The 19,472-nt window shown below is 60.6% G+C and carries 24 protein-coding genes and 1 tRNA gene; 18 read left to right on the forward strand and 7 right to left on the reverse strand.

Features of this window, described 5'->3' with window-relative positions:
- Together PKC81_RS07210 and PKC81_RS07215 are read right to left on the reverse strand one after the other, a co-directional pair.
- Nucleotides 1–77 (reverse strand) — tRNA-Met (locus tag PKC81_RS07210).
- Between the two features lie 179 nt (nucleotides 78–256).
- On the reverse strand, nucleotides 257–1,069 hold the full coding sequence (locus tag PKC81_RS07215) for a flagellin (protein ID WP_324334548.1): 813 nt from the start codon (nucleotides 1,067–1,069) through the stop codon (nucleotides 257–259).
- Between the two features lie 224 nt (nucleotides 1,070–1,293).
- Here PKC81_RS07215 and fliE point away from each other — a divergent pair, with 224 nt between their 5' ends.
- From fliE to PKC81_RS07300, 17 genes are read left to right on the forward strand one after another with little or no spacing between them, the layout of a single operon-like run.
- Nucleotides 1,294–1,626 (forward strand): flagellar hook-basal body complex protein FliE, encoded by a 333-nt coding sequence (fliE, locus tag PKC81_RS07220; protein WP_324334550.1) that lies wholly within the window; start codon nucleotides 1,294–1,296, stop codon nucleotides 1,624–1,626.
- A gap of 3 nt (nucleotides 1,627–1,629) precedes the next feature.
- Nucleotides 1,630–3,288 carry a flagellar basal-body MS-ring/collar protein FliF gene (fliF, locus tag PKC81_RS07225; RefSeq protein ID WP_324334552.1) on the forward strand — a complete coding sequence of 553 codons (1,659 nt, stop codon included), beginning with the start codon at nucleotides 1,630–1,632 and terminating at the stop codon, nucleotides 3,286–3,288.
- The gene (gene fliG / locus PKC81_RS07230) at nucleotides 3,278–4,288 is read left to right on the forward strand and encodes a flagellar motor switch protein FliG (protein WP_324334554.1); all 1,011 of its coding nucleotides are present in this window, start codon (nucleotides 3,278–3,280) and stop codon (nucleotides 4,286–4,288) included. The genes fliF and fliG overlap by 11 nt, the downstream gene beginning before the upstream one ends.
- A complete protein-coding gene (locus PKC81_RS07235) occupies nucleotides 4,281–4,838 on the forward strand; it encodes a flagellar biosynthetic protein (protein ID WP_324334556.1) in 558 nt (185 codons plus the stop codon). The genes fliG and PKC81_RS07235 overlap by 8 nt, the downstream gene beginning before the upstream one ends.
- Nucleotides 4,835–6,157, forward strand: coding sequence for a FliI/YscN family ATPase (locus PKC81_RS07240; RefSeq protein ID WP_324334559.1), 1,323 nt, complete (start codon nucleotides 4,835–4,837; stop codon nucleotides 6,155–6,157). The genes PKC81_RS07235 and PKC81_RS07240 overlap by 4 nt, the downstream gene beginning before the upstream one ends.
- Nucleotides 6,154–6,579: a hypothetical protein gene (locus PKC81_RS07245; protein WP_324334561.1), complete on the forward strand. Its 426-nt coding sequence runs from the start codon at nucleotides 6,154–6,156 to the stop codon at nucleotides 6,577–6,579. The genes PKC81_RS07240 and PKC81_RS07245 overlap by 4 nt, the downstream gene beginning before the upstream one ends.
- On the forward strand, nucleotides 6,576–7,568 hold the full coding sequence (locus PKC81_RS07250; RefSeq protein ID WP_324334563.1) for a flagellar hook-length control protein FliK: 993 nt from the start codon (nucleotides 6,576–6,578) through the stop codon (nucleotides 7,566–7,568). Before PKC81_RS07245 ends, PKC81_RS07250 begins: the two co-directional genes overlap by 4 nt.
- Nucleotides 7,569–7,588: 20 nt before the next feature.
- Nucleotides 7,589–8,194, forward strand: coding sequence for a flagellar basal body-associated FliL family protein (locus PKC81_RS07255; protein ID WP_324334565.1), 606 nt, complete (start codon nucleotides 7,589–7,591; stop codon nucleotides 8,192–8,194).
- Nucleotides 8,191–9,054, forward strand: coding sequence for a FliM/FliN family flagellar motor switch protein (locus PKC81_RS07260; protein WP_324334567.1), 864 nt, complete (start codon nucleotides 8,191–8,193; stop codon nucleotides 9,052–9,054). The genes PKC81_RS07255 and PKC81_RS07260 overlap by 4 nt, the downstream gene beginning before the upstream one ends.
- Nucleotides 9,051–9,347 carry a flagellar motor switch protein FliN gene (gene fliN / locus PKC81_RS07265; RefSeq protein WP_324334569.1) on the forward strand — a complete coding sequence of 99 codons (297 nt, stop codon included), beginning with the start codon at nucleotides 9,051–9,053 and terminating at the stop codon, nucleotides 9,345–9,347. Before PKC81_RS07260 ends, fliN begins: the two co-directional genes overlap by 4 nt.
- On the forward strand, nucleotides 9,347–9,619 hold the full coding sequence (locus tag PKC81_RS07270) for a flagellar biosynthetic protein FliO (RefSeq protein ID WP_324334571.1): 273 nt from the start codon (nucleotides 9,347–9,349) through the stop codon (nucleotides 9,617–9,619). The genes fliN and PKC81_RS07270 overlap by 1 nt, the downstream gene beginning before the upstream one ends.
- Nucleotides 9,609–10,373 carry a flagellar type III secretion system pore protein FliP gene (gene fliP / locus PKC81_RS07275; protein WP_324334573.1) on the forward strand — a complete coding sequence of 255 codons (765 nt, stop codon included), beginning with the start codon at nucleotides 9,609–9,611 and terminating at the stop codon, nucleotides 10,371–10,373. The genes PKC81_RS07270 and fliP overlap by 11 nt, the downstream gene beginning before the upstream one ends.
- A gap of 1 nt (nucleotide 10,374) precedes the next feature.
- Complete coding sequence (fliQ, locus tag PKC81_RS07280; RefSeq protein WP_324334574.1) at nucleotides 10,375–10,644, forward strand: flagellar biosynthesis protein FliQ; 270 nt, start codon at nucleotides 10,375–10,377, stop codon at nucleotides 10,642–10,644.
- A 4-nt stretch (nucleotides 10,645–10,648) separates the two neighbouring features.
- On the forward strand, nucleotides 10,649–11,428 hold the full coding sequence (gene fliR, locus PKC81_RS07285) for a flagellar biosynthetic protein FliR (RefSeq protein WP_324334576.1): 780 nt from the start codon (nucleotides 10,649–10,651) through the stop codon (nucleotides 11,426–11,428).
- Between the two features lie 3 nt (nucleotides 11,429–11,431).
- Nucleotides 11,432–12,574, forward strand: coding sequence for a flagellar type III secretion system protein FlhB (locus PKC81_RS07290; RefSeq protein WP_324334578.1), 1,143 nt, complete (start codon nucleotides 11,432–11,434; stop codon nucleotides 12,572–12,574).
- Nucleotides 12,575–12,619: 45 nt separating this feature from the next.
- Nucleotides 12,620–13,981: a flagellar filament capping protein FliD gene (fliD, locus tag PKC81_RS07295; protein WP_324334580.1), complete on the forward strand. Its 1,362-nt coding sequence runs from the start codon at nucleotides 12,620–12,622 to the stop codon at nucleotides 13,979–13,981.
- 3 nt (nucleotides 13,982–13,984) lie between these two features.
- Nucleotides 13,985–14,377, forward strand: a complete 393-nt coding sequence (locus PKC81_RS07300) for a flagellar export chaperone FliS (protein WP_324334582.1) — start codon at nucleotides 13,985–13,987, stop codon at nucleotides 14,375–14,377.
- Here PKC81_RS07300 and PKC81_RS07305 read toward each other — a convergent pair.
- From PKC81_RS07305 to mgtE, 3 genes are all read right to left on the reverse strand, one after another.
- Complete coding sequence (locus PKC81_RS07305; RefSeq protein WP_324334584.1) at nucleotides 14,374–15,114, reverse strand: CPBP family intramembrane glutamic endopeptidase; 741 nt, start codon at nucleotides 15,112–15,114, stop codon at nucleotides 14,374–14,376. The two genes, PKC81_RS07300 and PKC81_RS07305, sit on opposite strands and share 4 nt — an antisense overlap.
- Before the next feature lie 60 nt (nucleotides 15,115–15,174).
- Nucleotides 15,175–15,579, reverse strand: a complete 405-nt coding sequence (locus PKC81_RS07310) for a DUF1489 domain-containing protein (protein WP_324334586.1) — start codon at nucleotides 15,577–15,579, stop codon at nucleotides 15,175–15,177.
- 103 nt (nucleotides 15,580–15,682) lie between these two features.
- Entirely contained in the window at nucleotides 15,683–17,092 is a 1,410-nt protein-coding gene (gene mgtE / locus PKC81_RS07315; protein WP_324334589.1) for a magnesium transporter, read from the reverse strand.
- Between the two features lie 125 nt (nucleotides 17,093–17,217).
- Between mgtE and PKC81_RS07320 the strand changes: the two genes are divergently transcribed.
- Complete coding sequence (locus PKC81_RS07320; protein ID WP_324334590.1) at nucleotides 17,218–17,664, forward strand: peptidylprolyl isomerase; 447 nt, start codon at nucleotides 17,218–17,220, stop codon at nucleotides 17,662–17,664.
- 4 nt (nucleotides 17,665–17,668) lie between these two features.
- On the opposite strand, the gene PKC81_RS07325 is transcribed toward PKC81_RS07320, so the two are convergent.
- On the reverse strand, nucleotides 17,669–18,520 hold the full coding sequence (locus tag PKC81_RS07325) for a PhzF family phenazine biosynthesis protein (RefSeq protein ID WP_324334593.1): 852 nt from the start codon (nucleotides 18,518–18,520) through the stop codon (nucleotides 17,669–17,671).
- Nucleotides 18,501–19,466, reverse strand: coding sequence for a cation diffusion facilitator family transporter (locus PKC81_RS07330; RefSeq protein WP_324334595.1), 966 nt, complete (start codon nucleotides 19,464–19,466; stop codon nucleotides 18,501–18,503). The genes PKC81_RS07325 and PKC81_RS07330 overlap by 20 nt, the downstream gene beginning before the upstream one ends.
- Nucleotides 19,467–19,472 lie beyond the last annotated feature (6 nt).

The raw sequence follows: 19,472 nt of genomic DNA on the forward strand, positions 1-19,472 counted from the left end.
TGGTAGCGGAGGAGGGACTTGAACCCCCGACCTACGGATTATGATTCCGCCGCTCTAACCAGCTGAGCTACTCCGCCAACCTTGCATGTCCGCGCGGGGCGCTGGACAGGAGGCGGCCTATAGGCATGCGCGTCCGCAGGGTCAATAGCCGGTTTGCAGGCTTGGGGCACAGAATAACACCCCGGCAGGTCGCGCCGCCGGGGTGTCGCTTGTGGGCTTCGCGGGACCAGACAGCGAAGCCCGGTGGGCTCTATGATTAGCGGAGCAGGTTGAGCACGCCTTGCTGGCTCTGGTTGGCCTGCGCCAGCATTGCGGTAGACGCCTGCGAAAGGATCTGTGCTGCCGCCAGCTTGGTCGATTCAGCCGAGAAATCGGCATCGGCAATGCGCGATTTCGATTCGGACAGGTTAGTCGCGGTCGAAGTGAGATTGTTGACCGTGGCGTCGAGACGGTTCTGCACCGCACCCAGATTGGCTCGCTGGGTTGCCACAGTGTCAATCGCCGTGCTGATCGCCGCCATCGAGGTCGAGGCGCCTGCCGTGGTCGACATATCAACGCCGTTTACGCCCAGCCCCGTCGCATTCATCGACACAAAGGCAATCGATACGGTCTGGCCGGTATCGACGCCGGTCTGGATGCTGAACGTACCGGCGGCGTTAAACAGGTTGGTACCGTTAAAATCGGTACGACCGGCAATATCGTCGATCTGGCCGAGCAAGGCAGTCACTTCGGTCTGGATCGCGGCGCGGTCCGATGTGGCCGTGGTACCGTTGGCAGCCTGCACCGACAATTCACGCATCCGGACGAGGATATTCGAAATTTCGCCCATTGCGCCTTCGGCGGTCTGCGCGAGCGAAATGCCGTCATTGGCATTGCGGATCGCCTGATTGAGGCCGCGCACCTTGGCATCCATGCGGGTGGCGATGGCGAGGCCAGCGGCATCGTCCTTTGCGCTGTTGATGCGCTTGCCGCTCGATAGGCGCTCCATTGCAGTGCCAAGCATGTTGCCGGCAACGCGCGAACTGTTCTGCGCCCGAAGCGCGCTGACATTGGTATTGATTACAGTCATCTTGGTTCCTTTCCGGATTAGCTGACCGGACTGCAGCTCTGGGCAGAGCGGCCACGAAAGCTGTAACGGCGCGGGGCAGTGAGGTTTTAGTCGAGCATGTCGATTTTCCGTCAGCCACGATGGCAGTTGGTATAGATTCCTCCACATTCCGTTGTTTTAAATTGCTTTTATGGATGATGGCACAAGCATTGCTTTGGTCAGGCGGAACCAGACCAGGACTAACAATGAACCCGATCGATCAAAACCGCCTGCTGCAAATGCGCTCTGCCATCGTCGCGCAGAACCAGGCACTACAACGCGCCGCAGGGCTGGACGCCCCGTCTCAAACCGAAGGCGCGTCGTCTTTCACGCAGACATTGTCCGACGCCGTACGCGCGGTCGACACGCAACAGGCCAAGGCATCCGACCTGTCAGCAGCCTATGAGCGTGGCGAAACGCACGACATCGTCAGTGTTATGGTCGAAAGGCAAAAGGCCTCGCTCGGTTTCGAAGCGACGCTGCAGGTCCGCAACAAGCTGCTCTCCGCCTATCGCGACATCATGAACATGCCGGTCTAATCAATGAGCGAGCAACAGATCATCCCGGCCGGAGCACCGACCCCTCTCCTCTCCAATGCTTCTTCGGTTTGGGGCGGGCGCATGGGAGGCGCACGCGCATTTCTGCGCCAGCCAGCGGTCGCACGAGCCTTGCCTGCCATTGCGCTCGCTGCGGTGCTTGGCCTTTCCGCCGCCGCATGGCTGGCGCTGCAAAGCCCGGCCCAGACCCCTCTTTATGCAGGGCTGGCGGAAGGCGACAAGGCCGCTGTCGCCGAAGCGCTTCAGGCATCGGGCATTGGCTATAGCCTCGATCCTGCAAGCGGTGCGCTGTCGGTCGATGCCGACAAATTGCACGAAGCAAAGATGATGTTGGCTGGCCAGGGTCTACCCAAGGCACAGCCTAGCGGCGACGCCATGCTCGCCGCACTGCCGATGGGTGCGAGCCGCGCGATAGAGGGCGAAACGCTGCGCGCCGCGCGTGAGGCGGACCTTGCGCGGACAATCGAAGCGATCGACTCTGTCAAGATCGCGCGCGTACATCTTGCACTCGCCGAGCCCAGTGTATTCGTGCGTGAGGAGAAACCCGCTGCGGCTTCGGTATTGCTGACCCTGCAACAGGGCCGTTCAATTGGCGAAGCACAGGTTCGGGCGATCCGCCATCTGGTCGCCTCATCGGTGCCCGGTCTGTCGGCCGAGCACGTGTCTGTCATTGACCAATCGGGCACACTATTATCCGGCGGTGAAAGCGCCAACAGCGCACTGCTGGATCTGCAAGGCCGGATTGAGGCGCGGTATCGCGAAGCCGTGATCAGCCTGCTCACGCCGGTATTGGGACGCGACGCCTTTTCGGTTGAAGTCAGCGCCGATGTCGATGCCAGCGAAAGCCAGGCGACGCGCGAGAATTTTCCCGAGGACAGCCGCGCGCTCACCCGCGAGGAAGGCAGCAATTCGCGCAACAGCAGCGCGGCGACCCCCGCCATAGGTATTCCCGGCGCACTCTCTAACCAGCCACCACCCGCAACCAGCCTGTCCACCACGCCGCCCACGGCTGAACCTTCGACGTCAACCGCGACGCAAGGATCGAGCGAGGCGAATTTCTCGCGCAGCTTTGCGCTGGGACGGGAGATTTCGGTCACGCACCAGCCGCAAGGGCAGTTGAAGCGCCTGTCGGTCGCAGTGGTATTGCGGCAGAAAGGCAAGCCATTGTCGGAAGCCGAAATCGCCAAGATTGATGGACTGGTGAAGGGCGCGGTCGGCTTCAATGCAGAGCGGGGCGATCAGGTCGCCATTTCCGCGCGACCCTTTGCCGAAATAGCGGCGCCCGAAGTTGCACCGTGGGACGAGCCCTGGTTCTGGCCGCTGCTGCGTCAGGCCGGTGCGGTTGTTGGTGCACTGGCGGTATTTCTCGTCGTCGGATTGCCCTTGCGCAAAGCGATGAAACGCCGTGCCGCTGAGGCCGGTGAACGCGCTGCCCTGATCGAAACCCAATTGCTGGAAGCAACCGGTAACGAGGCCAAGGCCTCCGACGGGTCCGGCGGGCAAGACATTACACTTGCGATGATTGAGGCGGCGCCCGGTTATGAGGCACGCGCTCAGCTGGTGCGCGCCTTTGTCCAGCAAGACCCCGAACGTGCCGCGCATATCGTGCGCCACCTGATGCAGGAGCGCGGTCGTGGAAGCTGATGGCGAACCGCAGATCGGAGGGGCTTCGGCGGCCGCAATTCTAATGCTGCTTCTTGAAGAAAAAGAGGCCGCGGATGTGTTGCGCCATCTGGATCCCGATGAAGTGCGCCAATTGGGCAGTGAGATGTTCGGCGCAGCCGAAGCGGACGAGAACAAGGTCGATTTGGCATTGGGCCGTTTCGTTTCGGGCAGCCGGGAAGTTTCGGCTCTAACCCCCGGCGCAAACCGCAAGATCCGCAATGTGATGACCGACGCATTGGGGGATAATCGGGCAGGCTCCTTGCTGTCTTCGATCGCGCCACAACCGCAGCGCGATGCGCTCGAAAGACTGCGCTGGATGGAAACCGAAACCATCGCCGATGTCATTGATGCCGAACATCCGCAAGTTGGTGCTGTCCTCCTTTCGATGCTCGCACCGGACATTGCTGCCGCTGTGCTGGCCGGCTTTTCGGGTGAGCGACAAGCCGATCTTTTGTGGCGTGCGGCGCGGCTGGGGCCGGTGCATACCGAGGCGATCGACGATCTTGAGGCAATCCTGGCCGAAGCCGAAGCGGCATCAGCCAAAGCGGTAACGCTGGAAATTGGCGGGCAAAGCGACGTAGCCAAAATCGTCAACAGCCTCCCTCGCACAGCAGGAGAAGAGCTGCTCAAAGCAATGCGCAAGAAGGATAAGCTGCTCGCAGCCGCCATCGAAGACGAAATGTTCGTGTTCGAAGATCTGAACCAGCTCGACGCCAAGTCGCTGGGTGCTGTGCTGCGCGGGGTCGAAGCGGCGACATTGGCGCTGGCGCTCAAGGGGGCCGGGGGCGCGCTCGCCGACCGCTTCCTCGCCACCATGTCTGCACGCGCCGCCGATATGATCCGCGACGAGCTGGCCGAAATGGCTCCCGTCAAGCGCGAAGAGGTCGACGCCGCACGCAAGGCAATCGTCGCGGTTGCGCGGGCCATGGCGGCTTCCGGAGAGATCTTGCTCGGCGGCAAGGGCGACGATTATGTCTGAACCCGCATTTGTACCGCTGGTTGATAGGGCCTCCGAAACATTTGATGGCTTTCGCAACTGGGCCGAACCGGTGGCCCGCGTTTCCTCGCCACCCGCCGACCCTTATGCGCTTGGATTGGCGGAAGGGCAGTTGCTCGCCGAGACGACCTTTGCCGAAGAGCGTGGCCGCCTTCTGGCGCTGGTCGCAGCAGCAAATGCCTTGCAGCCTGTCGAGCCTGAGGCTGTGCGGACATTGATTTACGAGGCTGTCAACCGGCTGGTTCGCGAAATAGTTGGCGCAACGCCGGTCGATGCCGACCATCTGCACCGTCAAGTTGAAGAGGCCACCGACTTAGCGGGCACCATAGGAACGGGTGCGGTGCTGCGTCTTTCGCCACAGGATGCCGCCTTGTTGGAAGATGCCGGTATCGAACTGCCCATCGTCCCCGATGCAGCGCTAACACCCGGCACGCTGCGTGTTGAAAGCGATGGCTGCACCGTCGAGCATGGCCGGGCTGTTCAACTGGAGGCGCTGGGTCTGCAATTGGGCCTTGCCAAGGAAAGACTATGACGCTGGCAGCAACGCAAGCGCTGTTGCCGTCGATCCGGCTGGACAACATCCCGCCCCGCCCTATCGGCAGGCTGGTCGCGCATGAGGCAATGGCGCTCGAGATCGAGGGCTTTCCTGCCCCGCTCCTCACCCCCATCCGCATAGCGTGCAGCGACGGGACTTCGGTTTCCGGCGAAATTGTCGGATTTCGCGGCCACCGCAGCCTCGCCTTGCCTTTGCAAACGAATGTCCCGCTGGCGGTAGGCGCGCGGATCGTTGCCGACGGCCAGGCAGGGCTTGCGCGATGTGGCCAACCGTTATTGGGACGCGTGGTCGATGCCATGGGGCACCCTCTGGATAGCCTACCCCTACCCCTATTATCCGACGCACAGCCATTGGCGGGGTCCGCTACCAACCCCCTTGATCGCAGCGGCGTCACGCAGTCCTTCGATTGCGGAGTCAGGGCGATCAATGCCCTATTGTCGTTGGGCGAAGGCCAGAGGGTGGCTTTGATCGCCGGTTCGGGCGTAGGCAAATCGGTGCTGTTGGGGCAGATGCTGTCCGGCTCCGATTGCGATGTGGTTGTTGCCGGGCTGATCGGCGAACGCGCCCGCGAAGTCAGCGATTTTGTCGAGGCACGGCTGACAGGTGAGATGCGGCGCCGCACGGTTGTCGTTGCAACCACAGCCGACGAAGCCCCACTGCTACGCCTGAAGGCCGCGATGCGGGCAACGGCAATCGCCGAATATTTCCGCGCGCTGGGCAAGCGTGTGCTCTTGCTGGTCGACAGCCTTACCCGCATCGCGCACGCCCAGCGCGAAATTGGCCTTGCGCTCGGTGAACCCCCGGCGATGAAGGGCTATCCGCCCTCTGCGCTCGGGTTGATCCCGCAACTTGTTGAACGTGCGGGAAATGACCGTCGCAGCGGCGGGTCCATTACTGCGATCTACACCGTGCTCGCCGATGGCGGAGACCTGGATGATCCGGTGGTCGACGCGGCGCGTGCGATAGTCGACGGGCATATCATCCTGTCACGCAGCCTCGCCGAAGCAGGTGTTTACCCCGCCATCGACATTGGCCGATCACTGTCGCGCACGATGGCAGATACCGTCGATGCCGAACACCGCTTGGCGGCGCAGCGCTTTCGCCAGCTCTGGTCGACCTATGAGGAAAATCGGGATCTGATCCTGATGGGGGCCTATGCCCCGGGGAGCGATCCTCTACTCGACGAAGCCGTGGCCCGTCAGTCAGAAATGCGCAGCTTCATTGCGCAGCGGGAGGACGCACTGGTTCCCTATTCCGACAGCCGGGCTGCCCTGATCGAAGGTTTTGGCACATGATCCGGCAATCGCAGCGCCTGCGTCGGCTATTGCGCAAATATACCCTCGACGCGCGCCTCGCCCGCATTGCGCAGATCAAGGCCGAGTGCGAGCGGGCCCATCTGTCAGCGACCGAAGGGCGCATCAAAGCGGCGCAAAGCGCTTTGGCCCGCAACGCGGCCTGTCCGACCGGTGGCGAATTGGCGGCCTTGGGCGAATGGAGTGGCCGACTGGTGCAGGCAGGGGCCAGCCTGCAGCCGGCAATCGAACGCGTCGCGGTCGATTGCAGCGAAGCGGGCTTGGCAGTTCGTCGAGCAAAGGGACGAATGGAGAAGGTCGATGAACGGATTTCGCAAGCCATTCGAACGGAAGAACGGCAATCGTCGGCCCGTTCTGAAGTACGGACAGTCCGGCCGGCAACAGGATGGAGCCAAAAGCGATGAATCCGCTAACGGCGATTTTTGCCATCAAGGCGGAAGCAGCGCTGCCTATCGTTACCGTTGCTCCAACTTTGCAATCTGCGGCGTTTGATGCCCAGATGACCCTGGCGTTCGACGCGAATGACAGCGAATCTGAGACATCTACAGCGCAGGAAACAGAGACTTCAAAAATCGAAATCCCTATAGATTCATCCATTTCGGTGGCCGCCCCACCACCTGTGGTTACAGCACATCTAGCCGTCGATCACAGACCAAAAGCGGCCAAGCCAGATGACATGCCTCCGCCCGCACAATCGGCCAGTCAGCCTCAATGGCTGGCAATTTTTGCTCCATTACCCACAACACCGTCCCCGACAGTTGAAATGGCAGGGCAGCGACAAATCAAAAGCCATGCTGTTGCGGATCTCGCGCCCAACAAGAGCAGGATCAGCCATATTGCTGCTCAGCCGCCCCTTCAGGCGGAAGCAAGGTCGGCGGAACACTTTGCCCCAGCCACCGTTACAGAGGCCCTACCCTTTGAGGCGTCGACCCTGTCCGCCGTAATCGAAGTGGCGCAAAAAACGAAGTTGCAACCTGAACGACCATTGCCGGACCTACGCTCAAACGAATGGGCAACGCGTCTTTCGCACGAAATCCTGCTCGCTCGCGAAAGCGCCAATTCGGAACTCGCCTTCCGGTTGACACCCAGGCATCTTGGAACGGTTGAAGTCGGACTGGCCGACACACCTCAGGGGCTGCTCGTTGAACTGCGGCCGTCAAGCGAGGAGGCCAAGGCTATAGTCGCGCGTGAAGAGCCCCGGCTGATTGAGGAATTACGCCAGCGCGGCGTGACCGTCGCCGACCCCACGCTCCAATCCGGAGCAAGTGGCGATGGCCGACACAGCCGAAACGGTGCAATTCCCCGACCGCTCCTGCCGTTCCCGGAAATAGACCGAAACACGGTCAAGGACGAGGATCAGCAACACGGCCAACCAACCGGCCGATATGCCTGATCCGCATTCGAGGATGTGGGATGAGCAAAACCGAGAAGGACAAGTCAAAGTCGGGCGGCAAGAAAAAGCTGCTGCTGATGGGAGGCGGCGCGCTGTTGCTTGCAGGGGGGAGCGCAGGCGCGGCGATTTATGCCACCGGCGGCTTCACGCCGAAAGCAGCAAAGGAAGACCCGACCCGGCCCAAGCTGGTAGTGCGTAGCGAGGAACCCGCCGAACCCATTGCCGAAGGCGAAGGCGACAAGGAAGCCCCGCTCAAAGAAGGCACAGTCTCGGTTCCCAATGACCGGATCAAGGTAGACCCGGCCAAATATGAAATTACCTATTTCCCGGTCGAGCAGCCCTTCACCGCGAACCTCGCCGATGGATCGGGATTCATCCAGATCGGGATCAGTCTGGCGACCTATTATGACGGCAAAGTCATCACCAATATCAGGCGGCAGAATGTGCCGATCCGTTCCGCGGTGCTGATGGTACTGTCCGAACAGGACCCTGCCGTGCTCTCTACCGCGCAGGGAAAGCAGATGCTGCAGCGCGAATTGACACAGGCGATCAATTCGGTGCTCCGCCAGAAAGAAGGCTTTGGCGGGATCGACAATGTCTATTTCAACAGTCTGGTGATCCAGTGAGCAGGCCCGGCGCCGCCCCTGAAAAGCTGGATTTGCTTGCTGCGCCATCGGGCCGAAAGGTTGCGGATGAAGGTGGCATTTCGACAGCACGGCTCACCGATGGCCTTGCTGCGCTGTTGCGGCGGCTGGCGGTGCAGCCGGAGGGAATCGCAGTTGTACATGCGGCTGCGGGTTGGGCTCCGGATAAGCCATCAACCTGGTTCAACTGCAAAAATGATGCTGGTCGGACGGGTGCTGTTATCGAAATGCCGTTGCAGCTGTTCGAACGCCTGTTCGTACAAATATACGGCGGTGATCGGATTGACACACACCTCGACAAGCCGAGCGGAACCCAGCTACGCTTTGCACAACGGCTCGGAAACCGGCTGTGCGAATGGCTGGAGGGCGCGCTTCCCGGCACAGAAAAGCCGTCGTTCACGCAATCTGAAATGCGCTTTGGTATCAATCCGGAAGGCTTCGATCCTGTTGTTGCCAAAGCACCGATCACATTTGAATTCGATATTGCGCTTTCCGCCGGTGCAACCTGGAAGATGCACGTCAGCGTGGCTGCAGATCTGATCACGGCCCGCGATGCACAACCAACGCAGCGCGAGCAGTCGATCGGCCCAGCCGAACGGGAGAGGCGCATCCTTTCACGCACGAGTCGGGTTCCGCTGCTTGCCCGCTCCGAAATTGCCATCGCCCACATGCCCGCATCCCGCCTGTTGGCGCTGCAGCCGGGCGACGTTCTGCCGATCACGATGCCGGTCTCTATTCCCATGCTCGTCGGTGAACGCCCCTTTGCCAGCGCCAGCATGGGCGAATGGCAGGGTAGCGTCGCCCTTCGTATCGAAACCCTCCATGAAAGCAGCCCCGCATGAGCGACTTGAGCGAAGCCCCGAAAATTGAGCGGGCGCCCAATAGGACCAGCCCCGTCAATCTGCTGGCGGGAATATCGGTTCGTGTATCGGTCGAAGTCGGCTCGACAATGATGACGATTGCTGAACTGGCAACACTCGAGGCGGGCAATGTCGTTGCGCTTGACCGCAAGGTGGGTGAACCGCTCGATATTTGCGCCAATGGCAGCCTGGTCGCACGCGGCGAAATTGTCTCGGTCGACGGTCGCTATGGCATTCGCATCACCGAACTTGTTTCGGCAGAAGGGCGCGGCTGATGCTAGAATATCTGCTGCGTCTGGCGCTTCTGTTGCCGCTGGTAGGCGGGCTCGCCTGGGCCTCGCTCTGGATGTGGAAACGTTTGCAATCCGGCCTGCCCGGTACAGCGCCGCAACAGCGGCTCGTCCGGTTGGTACAGGTCATGCCGGTTGGTGCAGGCAGCAAGCTCGCGGTGGTCGAGTTTGGCGGCAAACTCCATTTGCTCGCGATAGGTCGCGGTGCTGTCACCGCCATAGCCACAGATGACAGGGGTGAATTTGATGCAGGTTAGGCTGCTCTGGCTTACAGCTTTCTGTGCGCTGATCGCTGCCTTACTGCCGGATGCCGCGTTAGCGCAAAACAGCAACGGGGCGATGGACCGTGCATTGGCAGAGGTTGCTGGTAATGGCCGCCCGCTGTCACTGTCGCTGCAGATCCTGCTGCTCATGGGGCTGCTCACCATCTTGCCGTCGCTGGTGCTGATGATGACGAGCTTTACCCGGATCATCATCGTGTTGTCGATCCTGCGCCACGCGCTCGGCCTGCAACAGACGCCGCCCAATCAGGTGCTGGTGGGCCTAAGCCTGTTCCTGTCGCTGTTCGTGATGCAGCCGGTGCTGTCGGACATCAACCGCGCCGCGATCACGCCTTATGGCGAACAGCAGATCGGCATTGAAGAGGCGGTGTCGCGCGCGGGGGCTTCGTTGCATGGCTTCATGCTAGCCCAGACCCGCAAGGGCGATCTGGCGCTTTTCACCAAGCTGGCCAAATCGCCGCCGCTGGCAAGCCCGAAGGACGTGCCCTTTTCCATCCTCCTCCCCGCCTTTGTCACCAGCGAACTCAAGACCGCCTTCCAGATCGGGTTCCTGATCTTCCTGCCTTTCCTGATCATCGACCTGATGGTGGCCTCGGCGCTGATGTCGCTAGGCATGATGATGCTGTCACCCACCATCGTCTCAATGCCATTCAAGCTGCTGCTCTTTGTGCTCGTTGATGGCTGGGCGTTGACAATGGGGACGCTCGCCGCCTCCTTTGCGAGCGGATGAGATGGATCAGGACGCATTCCTCGCCGTGGCACAGCAAGCGTTGTGGGTGCTGGCACTCGCTTCCGCACCGATCCTGCTCCCTGCACTCATCACTGGCGTGTTGCTCGGCATGGTTCAGGCGGCAACGTCGATCAACGAACAGACTCTCAGTTTTGTGCCCAAGCTAATCCTTGTCGCGATTTGCCTGGCGCTGTTCGGCGGCAGCATCATGGTGCTGCTCACCGATTTTACCCGCGACATGTTCGACCAAATTCCACTGTTGCTGCGATGAGGCAATGATCGAATTCGCGTTCGGCAATATCGAGGCAACGTTGCAGCTTTGGTTGCTGGCAATGATCCGTCCGGGAGCCGCCATGCTGGCCGCACCCTTTTTCGGCGCGGCCAATGTGCCGGTGCAGTTGCGGCTGGTGCTGGCGTTGGCACTTGCCCTGCCCGCCGGATCGCTGATTGCGCCCGCAATGCCGGCTGAAGGTCTGGTCTCGATAGCATGCTTCGTAATGATCGCGGGTGAAGTGCTGGTGGGGCTGGCCATGGGTTTCACGCTGCAGATCGGCTTCGCCGCGGCATTGCTTGCAGGCGAGGTCATCAGCAACATGATGGGCATCGGTTTTGCCGCGATGGCTGATCCAGCCACCGGCCAACCCAGCCCGGCGATTGGCCAATATTTGTCAATGCTCGCGCTGGTTCTCTTCCTCGCCGCCGATGGGCATTTGCTGTTTTTCGAGTTGGTCTTCGCAAGTTATCAAAGCCTGCCCCCCGGCGCGGCATGGCTTTCGGCCGCCAGCCTGAAAGCTTTGGTCGATTTTGGTGGGCTGATGTTTGTTGCGGGTCTTGCCATTGCGATGCCAGTGCTTTCGGCCTTGCTTATGGTGCAGGCCGTATTCGCAATGGTCTCACGTTCGGCACCGACGCTCAATCTGTTTGCGGTTGGCTTGCCGGTGACCCTGTCGGCAGGGACCATATTGCTCGCCATTGCGACGCCCGTGATGGCGGAGGCATTGGCGAGGACAATGGTCGAAGCGATGGCAATGTCGGCCATGCTGGTGAAGGGCTGAGCCATGGCCGAGGCTCCCGATCGCGACCATCAAACCGAAGCACCTACCCCCAAAAGGCGCAAGGACGCGGCGGAGGAAGGCGATGTCCTGGTCTCTCGCGAACTGGCATCGGCACTGGTCATGTTGGCCGGGATCGGCTGGCTGGCGCTGGCAGGCCAATGGTTGGTCAATGCCGCCGTGACGATGCTGCGGAACGGGCTTGCCATCGAACGCAGCCATTTTACCGCTTTCGACATCTCCACGCGCCTGACAAACCTGCTGACCCCGCTCATTCTTCCCTTCGCCGCCTTGCTGCTTGCCAGCCTTGCTGCGGCAATTGCCGGGCCTGCCTTGCTCGGCTCGCTCGGCTGGCGCAGCAAGGCTATGGTATTCAAGGCAAACCGGCTGAGCCCGCTTTCGGGTATAAGGCGCATCTTCGGGATGCAGGGCCTGATCGAACTCGCCAAGGCGCTAGCCAAGGCCGGACTGCTGGGTGGTGTTGGCTGGTGGCTGGCAATGGGTGAGTTATCTAAATTGCTTTCGCTGTCCGCAGCCGATCCGCTGACGGCATCGACCAGCGTTGGCAGCAGCCTGATATCGCTTTTGCTGGCGCTGGGCCTGGCGATGCTTTTGATCGCCCTGCTCGATGTTCCGGCACAATATTTCCAACGCACCCGCCGCCTTCGCATGTCACGCGAGCAGGTGAAAGAGGAGATGCGGCAAAGCGAGGGTGCGCCCGAACTCAAGGCACAATTGCGCGCTCGGCAGCAGGCGATCCTCAGCCAGTCGGCCCGCAAGGCGATGACGGAGGCCAATGTCGTACTCAACAACCCCAGCCATTTTTCGGTCGCCTTGCGCTATCGCCCCGGCGCCGATGCCGCTCCGGTCGTGGTCGCACGCGGTCGTGACGACGTGGCGCTCGCGATGCGGGAATTGGCCTGCGAACGCGAGGTGCCGATGCTCGACTATCCGGTGCTGACCCGCGCGCTCTATTTCACCACGCGTGCGGGACAGGCCATCCCCGAGGACCTGTATCAGGCGGTCGCCATAATCCTTGCCTTCGTTTTCCGGCTTGACCGCGAATTGGGCGAGCAGAAGCAACCGCCTGTTGTGGACGTACCTCATTCAAAACGCTTCGACACCTCTGGCAAGCCTGAAGCGAACTAAATCCTCCGCTTTGTGCGTCGTTAAACCGTCCGAAGGAAGACGCACATGATCGGAAATATCGCCAACAGCCTTGGCTTCGGTTCAGGCATCAATGTCAGCCAGCTGGTGAGCGATCTTGCCACCGCTTCGCGCGCACCAAAGGCGGATCGCTTCGATGCGCTTGCAAAGGCTTCACAGGCAAAGATAAGTGCAGTCGCACAGGCGCGAGCCGATCTGGATCGCTTTGCCGATACGCTTGCCAATCTGGTTTCAACCGGCAGTCTGGGTAGCCAACCGACCGTGTCCGATGACAACGCACTCGCGGTTTCAGCACTGCCGAATGCGCAATTGGGAAATCTGGCGGCGGAGGTTGAGATCCGTCAATTGGCGCGCGCGCAAACCATGCGCAGCAGCCTGCTGACATCAGCGAGCAACCCAGTCGGCATCGGCAATCTGACGCTCACCGTAGGCGGAACCACGCATGCGATTACGATCGACGCCACCAACAACAGCCTCACCGGACTCGCCGATGCGATCAACGCGAGCGGGAGCGGCGTTCGCGCCAGTATCGTCGCGGACCAAGGCCAGGTCCGGCTGGTGCTGAAGGGCGAGACCGGGGCCGCAAAAGCATTTGCGCTGTCTGCTGATCCGGGCGCTGATCCGGCGTTGTCCGCATTGGCCACCACGGGTTTGATCCAATCACAGGCGGCATCTGATGCAGTTGTCCGCGTCGACGGCGTCGAGTTCAGCCGACCGTCCAATACGATCACCGATATCGTTCCCGGCGTATCGTCGACCTTGAAAAAGGCCGAGGTCGGTAGCTTTATCGCGCTTGGCAGCGCACGTCCTGCCGATGCGCTCAAACAGACAATTGCCGATTTCGTAACCGTCTTCAATCAATTGCAAACCAGCCTCAAAGAAGCCCGGCAGACCGTTGGCGGAGTCGGCAATTTGCGTGCTCTCGACCGGCAACTGACAGCGCTGGTGAGTAAAGCGCTGACTGGCAATTCAGCCATCAAAAGCCTTTCCGATATTGGCGTCAAAACCGACCGCAGCGGGACACTTGTCCTCGACACCGCCAAACTCGATGCCGCATTGGCGAGCCATCCCGACGCCGTCGAAGCGCTGTTCAATCCGCCACGCGATTCTACCCGCACGGTTTTGACCGACCCCGGCCTTGCCTTTGCGCTGGATGAAATTCGCGACAGTGCGCTGGCACCGGGAGGGACACTGGAAAGTCTGGGCAAAGCGCTGCAAGCAGAGGCAACGACGCTGACCAAAAACCGGGAGCGAATGGAGGCGCGCGAGGGTGCCTATCGTGCAAGGCTGGAGAAGCAATATGCCTCGCTCGACGCTCGACTAAGCGCGTTCAAGGCGACGCAGGCCTATCTTGAACAGCAGATCAAGCTGTGGTCGAACGAGAATTAAGCCGTGCTCCAACCAAATTACAGCAAGGCCAGCGCGCATTACCGGTCACTCGCTTTATCGAGCCAGGCTGAAAGTGCCAATCCGCATGCGCTGGTCGCGATGCTTTATGACGAACTGTTGTTGTGTATCGACGTGCTGACCTTGCGGGCCAGTCGGGTACAATCGTTGGCCGATGATGAACAGGCGCACCGTGCGCGTGGCATCGTCATTGCCCTGCGCGCGGGACTCGATTTTGAGTCGGGCGGGGAACTGGCGTTCACGCTCGACGGTCTTTATGATGCGCTGAGCGCCGAATTCGAGGAGCGGCTGGCCAATCCAGACCCCCAACGCTTCGCCGAACTGCGTGCCGGCATAGAATCGCTCGCATCGGCATGGCGAGCGATCGCAGACCCCTAGGTCAGCAACAACGCCGCCCCATTGTTGATCATATGCGCGATGATGTTGACCCGCAGCGATCCCGTCTTGTGATATAGAATGCCAAACACGGCCCCCATCACCATCAGGGCCGGAAAGGCGTGATAATCCATATGGACTGCACCGAAAATCGCCGATGCCCCCAATATGGCGCCCCAAGCGGGCAGCTTTTTCGCCAGTGCATTTTGCACCAGTCCGCGGAACAGGATTTCCTCAAGCAGTGGCGCAATACCAGCAATGGCGACAAACAGGATGACCGTGTTGAGCGGGGTGTCCGGTAGTGCCGCGAACATCTTGCGCAACGCTTCCTGCACCTTGATGTCGGGGATGACATAGGTCGCGTAAAGATGATTGAAGGCAAGGCCGAGCGCTATAAGACCAATCGCCAGTCCGACCGTCTGGATCAGGCTCAGTCGGCTCCAGCGCATCATGCCGATACGGGCGGCGCGATCCTCCTTGCCCAGATGCAGCCATAACAGGCCAAGCAACACGAGGCTGGAAGCCACCAACGACAGGATCGTCGGCGCAGCGATAAAGCTGGCATCGCGCGCCAGCTCCATCGGATCCCGACCGCTTTTGTCCATCCCGATAGCGATACCCAGCGCCATCACACCGGCTAGCACCTGCAGGAGGAGGAAGACGGCGACCCAGCCCAGCGCACCCCATATAGTTGGAAACCGGTGATCCGGATGGCTGGTGTCGTGCAAATCTTCGGTCATATGTCGCCCCCGTCTATTCAAACCCGCGCCTTGGCTATGCGAGGCTGGAGGCAAAAGCAATCACACCAGCCCCATTTTCATCAATTCGCCCAGCATCTTGGGCGGCATTTCATCGCGCGCGTCGGCATTCGCCCCGCCAAGGTCAGGCGGCGCATCCTTGTTCTCCAGATAGCGCCAACCCTGATGCGCGCGCTTCGGGATGCTTCTGACGGGTATGAGTTCCGGGCGCAGCCTGATCCATGTTCGCCCCTGCCCGTTATCCATGAAACCGAGGATCGGGCTGCGCCCGACCAGCATGTGGTTCAATATCCAGTATAGCGAGCCACCAACCATCTCCTCATGCCGTTTGGGCAGATAGCGGGTGGTCAGCCGGATTTCACCCGCCTCGGCGTAGGTTTCCAGCCGCTGGCGCAAATGTGCTGCGCTTTCGGCACCAAAGGCAATTTTGGTCATGTGCAATGGCATTATGCGTCGAACTTTAACCGTAGCCCTGAGCCTGTCGAAGGGCGCTTGTCTGCTGGGCGTGCTTCGACAGGCTCAGCACTGCGGTCTAAATAGGTCAGGCACCTCAGCCTGCAAGACCGGCAAATACCGCAAGTCCGAGGAAGATGAGGAAACCCATCGAGTCCGTGATCATCGTCACGAAGATTGAGCTCGAAACAGCCGGATCCTGATCGAGTCGGTCGAGTACGACTGGAATGACAACGCCTGAAAGCCCCGCAATCGTGATGTTGAACAGGATGGCAGCACCAATAACGCCCGCCAATGTCCAGTTCGAAAAGATCACCCCTGCCCCCAAACCCGCAATCACCGCCACCGTCGCCCCAATGAGCAGTGCGACACGAATCTCGCGCCAGATCGAACGCACCGTATTCGATTGGGTGAGCTGGTTGGTGGCAAGCGCGCGCACGGTCACGGCCAGCGTCTGTGTCCCAGCATTGCCGCCAATCGAGGCGACGATCGGCATCAGGATCGCGAGCGCAACCATCGTCTCGATGGCGGCGCCGAACTGTGCGATGATGAAACTGGCGACCATCGCAGTGCCCAGATTGGCGATCAGCCAACGCACGCGCGCCTTGTAGCTGTCGGCAATCGGCTCGTTGATGTCGCCCTCGCCCGCACCCGACAGGCGCAGAATATCCTCGCCCGCCTCTTCCTGGACGATGTGGACAACATCGTCGGCGGTGATCACGCCGACCAGCCGACCGGCATCATCGACGACCGCAGCGGAGATCAACGCATATTTCTGGAAACGCAGCGCCACTTCTTCCTGGTCCATATCGACCGGGATCAGCGTCTGCTCGCGCTTCATCACGTCTGAAATCGAAATGTTGCGCGGGGTGCGCAATATCCAGCTCAGCTGGCACGTACCGATCGGGCGATGCGCCGGATCGACGACGAAGATTTCCCAGAATTCGGTGGTCAGATCCTGATTGTCGCGCAGATAATCGATCAACTGGCCAACGGTAATATGTTCGGGCACCGCAACCAGCTCGCGCTGCATGATGCGCCCGGCGGACTCTTCGGGATAGGAAAGCGCGTCTTCGATGACCGCGCGATCTTCGGGATCGAGCTCGGCGAGGACCGCCTGCTGCTCTTCCTCCTCCAGATCCTCGATCATCGCGACCGCGTCGTCGGTCTCCATCTGCTCGGCGAGGTCGGCAATCTGCGCGGCGGGCAGGGCGTCGACGATGTCGTCGCGTACCCAGTCGTTGATTTCCGCGAGCACATCGGCGCTGAGCAGGTCGCCAAGCGCTATCGCAAGATCGGCGCGATCCTCGCGCTTGGTCAGTTCGAACAGGTCGGCAATATCGGCGGCGTGCAACGGCTGCGCGAGGCGATAGGCCTCTTCCCCGTCACCCCGTTCAACCGCATCAAGCACCAGCCGAACAAAGTCAGCCTTCAGGCGATTGTCCTCGTCGAGGGTTTCATCGGCGGTTTCGACTTGGGGGAAATCAGGATCGGATTCGGCAGTCATCGTTCCCCCTTTGCTGCTGATTGATGCGACCGCGCTTCTCCTACGCCCCGCCCGCGAAAATGCAATTTACTTTTGCCCTTTGGAGCCTATTGCGGCGGCAAAGTTTCAACGAAAAGGATTCCCAAATGGCCGAAACACTCACCATGCACCTTTCGACCGGCGATGTCGTAATCAAGCTGCGTCCTGACCTTGCCCCCAACCATGTCGCACGCATTGTCGAACTGGCGCAGGAAGGCTTTTACAATGGCGTGAAATTCCACCGCGTGATCGACGGTTTCATGGCGCAGGGTGGCTGCCCTAACGGTACCGGCATGGGCGGTTCGTCCAAGCCGAACCTGAAACAGGAATTCAACGATGAACCCCATGTGCGCGGCGCCTGCTCTATGGCCCGCACCCAGGATCCGAACAGCGCAAACAGCCAGTTCTTCATCGTGTTCGACGATGCGACTTTCCTCGATCGTCAGTACACCGTGTGGGGTAATGTGATCGAAGGCATGGAAAATGTCGACGCACTGCCCAAGGGCGAGCCGCCGCGCGAACCCGGCGTGATCCAGTCAGTCACGGTCGCCTAAGCCCTCAAATCCGGAAGGTGCCGTCCACGACGGTGACGCAGTCACCACCGACATGGACGGCATCTCGTTCTATCCGTATGCGAACGTGGCCATCGCGGCCAACCTGACGGCCTTGGCTGGCTGTATAGCTGCTGCCTGCGGAAACCTGGCCAGCCTTCATACGAAATGCGGCTACCGCACCATTGCCGCTGCCGCAAACGGGGTCCTCGGCGATGCCGTCGGCAGGCGCAAAGCTGCGGACGATGATGTCGCCATCCGGCTTTTCGGCATAGACGGTAAGCCCGGTGGTCGCTTGGGTGCGGTCATAATCTGCAAGCATCGGCAGGTCGGGTTGCAATTGTTCAACAACCCCCGCCGATGACAGTTCGGCAATCACCCAGCGCGGGCCGACATTGACGATTTCGGGCACGCCCTTGATTGCGCCTTCACCAAGCGCTGCAGCAAGTTTTTCCTGCTCGGGCGCCACTTCATAGGCATAACGCGGCAAGCGGAAGGACAATCCGGTGCCAACAACACTAACCTCGACAAGGCCCACCGCGCATTGCTGCACCACCTTACCGTCTTTGGGAATAGCCAGACCCGCCTCGATCACGGCATGCGCCGTCCCCAACGTCGGATGACCGGCAAAAGGCAGTTCGCTCTTGGGGGTGAATATCCGGACTGCATAGTCCGCCGCTGCGTCGGTTGCGGGTGTGACAAAGGTCGTTTCCGACAGGTTGGTCCAGTTGGCGATAGCCTGCATCTGATCTGTAGACAGCCCTACGGCATCGAGAATCACCGCCACCGGATTTCCCTTCAGTGCGACGGCGGTGAAAACGTCGACCTTTTTGAAGGGTCTAGGGATGGTGATGCTCATGCTCGTCGTCCTGATGCTCGACAGTTTCGCTCGGAATATAGCCCAGCTCGTCCTTATGCCCTTCGGGATCGGGATGAATCAGCACCTCGACTCCGGGAAATTCGCGCATCAGTTCGGCCTCAATCTCGTCCATCACTTCATGCGCCTGCAGCACGGTCATGTTCGGATCGACCCAGACGTGGAACTGGCAGAAATCATGTGCGCCCGCCGAGCGCGTGCGCATGTCGTGAATGCCCTTCAGCTCGGGATGGCGCATCGCGACTTCGATGAACCGCTGTCTTTTTTCGAGCGGCCACTCCTTGTCGAGCAGCTGGTCGAGCGCGAGACTGGCGGCGCGCCAGGCACCCCAGAGCAACCAGAGTGCAATTGCGATGCCGAACAGCGGATCAGCGCCCCGCACATTGAGAAACGCATCGAGCGCGAGTGCTACAATGACCGCGATGTTGAGCAGCAAGTCACCCTGATAGTGCAAATGATCGCCATGAATCGCAACCGACCCGGTTTTCTTGATGACATGCCGCTGATAGGCAAGCAGCCCCAGCGTCGCCGCAATCGCGACCAGCGAGACGCCGATACCCATTTCGGGATGCTCGGTCGGTGCACCGTCGCCAAAACGCACTACGGCGCGCCAACCGATAAACAGCGCCGATACGGTCACCAGCATCACCTGCACCAGCGCCGACAAGGCCTCTGCCTTGCCATGACCAAAGCGGTGATCATCATCCGCTGGTAGCGCTGCGTAGCGAACGCTGAACAGCGTCAACAGCGAAGCCAGCAGGTCGAAGCCGGTATCGGCGAGCGAACCGAGCAAGGCGACCGAACCGGTCTCGACCGCGGCCCAGCTTTTCAAGACCGTCAGGAACAGCGCCATTGCCACACTGGCAATCGCGGCTTTCGCTGTCATCGAACCATGTTCGTGATGATGGTGGTTGTGCTGCAGTCCCATAAGGCG

This window comes from Sphingorhabdus sp. (assembly GCF_035329025.1).
Classification (GTDB): domain Bacteria; phylum Pseudomonadota; class Alphaproteobacteria; order Sphingomonadales; family Sphingomonadaceae; genus Sphingorhabdus_B.

Coding starts and splice junctions, on each gene's coding strand:
- PKC81_RS07250 (WP_324334563.1), top strand. CDS start 6,576: ATGAATCCGCTAACGGCGATTTTTGCCATCAAGGCGGAAGCAGCGCTG.
- PKC81_RS07215 (WP_324334548.1), bottom strand. CDS start 1,069: ATGACTGTAATCAATACCAATGTCAGCGCGCTTCGGGCGCAGAACAGT.
- PKC81_RS07290 (WP_324334578.1), top strand. CDS start 11,432: ATGGCCGAGGCTCCCGATCGCGACCATCAAACCGAAGCACCTACCCCC.
- fliP (WP_324334573.1), top strand. CDS start 9,609: ATGCAGGTTAGGCTGCTCTGGCTTACAGCTTTCTGTGCGCTGATCGCT.
- fliR (WP_324334576.1), top strand. CDS start 10,649: ATGATCGAATTCGCGTTCGGCAATATCGAGGCAACGTTGCAGCTTTGG.
- PKC81_RS07305 (WP_324334584.1), bottom strand. CDS start 15,114: ATGACCGAAGATTTGCACGACACCAGCCATCCGGATCACCGGTTTCCA.
- PKC81_RS07320 (WP_324334590.1), top strand. CDS start 17,218: ATGGCCGAAACACTCACCATGCACCTTTCGACCGGCGATGTCGTAATC.
- PKC81_RS07245 (WP_324334561.1), top strand. CDS start 6,154: ATGATCCGGCAATCGCAGCGCCTGCGTCGGCTATTGCGCAAATATACC.
- PKC81_RS07325 (WP_324334593.1), bottom strand. CDS start 18,520: ATGAGCATCACCATCCCTAGACCCTTCAAAAAGGTCGACGTTTTCACC.
- fliN (WP_324334569.1), top strand. CDS start 9,051: ATGAGCGACTTGAGCGAAGCCCCGAAAATTGAGCGGGCGCCCAATAGG.
- PKC81_RS07240 (WP_324334559.1), top strand. CDS start 4,835: ATGACGCTGGCAGCAACGCAAGCGCTGTTGCCGTCGATCCGGCTGGAC.
- mgtE (WP_324334589.1), bottom strand. CDS start 17,092: ATGACTGCCGAATCCGATCCTGATTTCCCCCAAGTCGAAACCGCCGAT.
- PKC81_RS07255 (WP_324334565.1), top strand. CDS start 7,589: ATGAGCAAAACCGAGAAGGACAAGTCAAAGTCGGGCGGCAAGAAAAAG.
- fliD (WP_324334580.1), top strand. CDS start 12,620: ATGATCGGAAATATCGCCAACAGCCTTGGCTTCGGTTCAGGCATCAAT.
- PKC81_RS07235 (WP_324334556.1), top strand. CDS start 4,281: ATGTCTGAACCCGCATTTGTACCGCTGGTTGATAGGGCCTCCGAAACA.
- fliF (WP_324334552.1), top strand. CDS start 1,630: ATGAGCGAGCAACAGATCATCCCGGCCGGAGCACCGACCCCTCTCCTC.
- PKC81_RS07270 (WP_324334571.1), top strand. CDS start 9,347: ATGCTAGAATATCTGCTGCGTCTGGCGCTTCTGTTGCCGCTGGTAGGC.
- PKC81_RS07330 (WP_324334595.1), bottom strand. CDS start 19,466: ATGGGACTGCAGCACAACCACCATCATCACGAACATGGTTCGATGACA.
- PKC81_RS07310 (WP_324334586.1), bottom strand. CDS start 15,579: ATGCCATTGCACATGACCAAAATTGCCTTTGGTGCCGAAAGCGCAGCA.
- fliE (WP_324334550.1), top strand. CDS start 1,294: ATGAACCCGATCGATCAAAACCGCCTGCTGCAAATGCGCTCTGCCATC.
- fliQ (WP_324334574.1), top strand. CDS start 10,375: ATGGATCAGGACGCATTCCTCGCCGTGGCACAGCAAGCGTTGTGGGTG.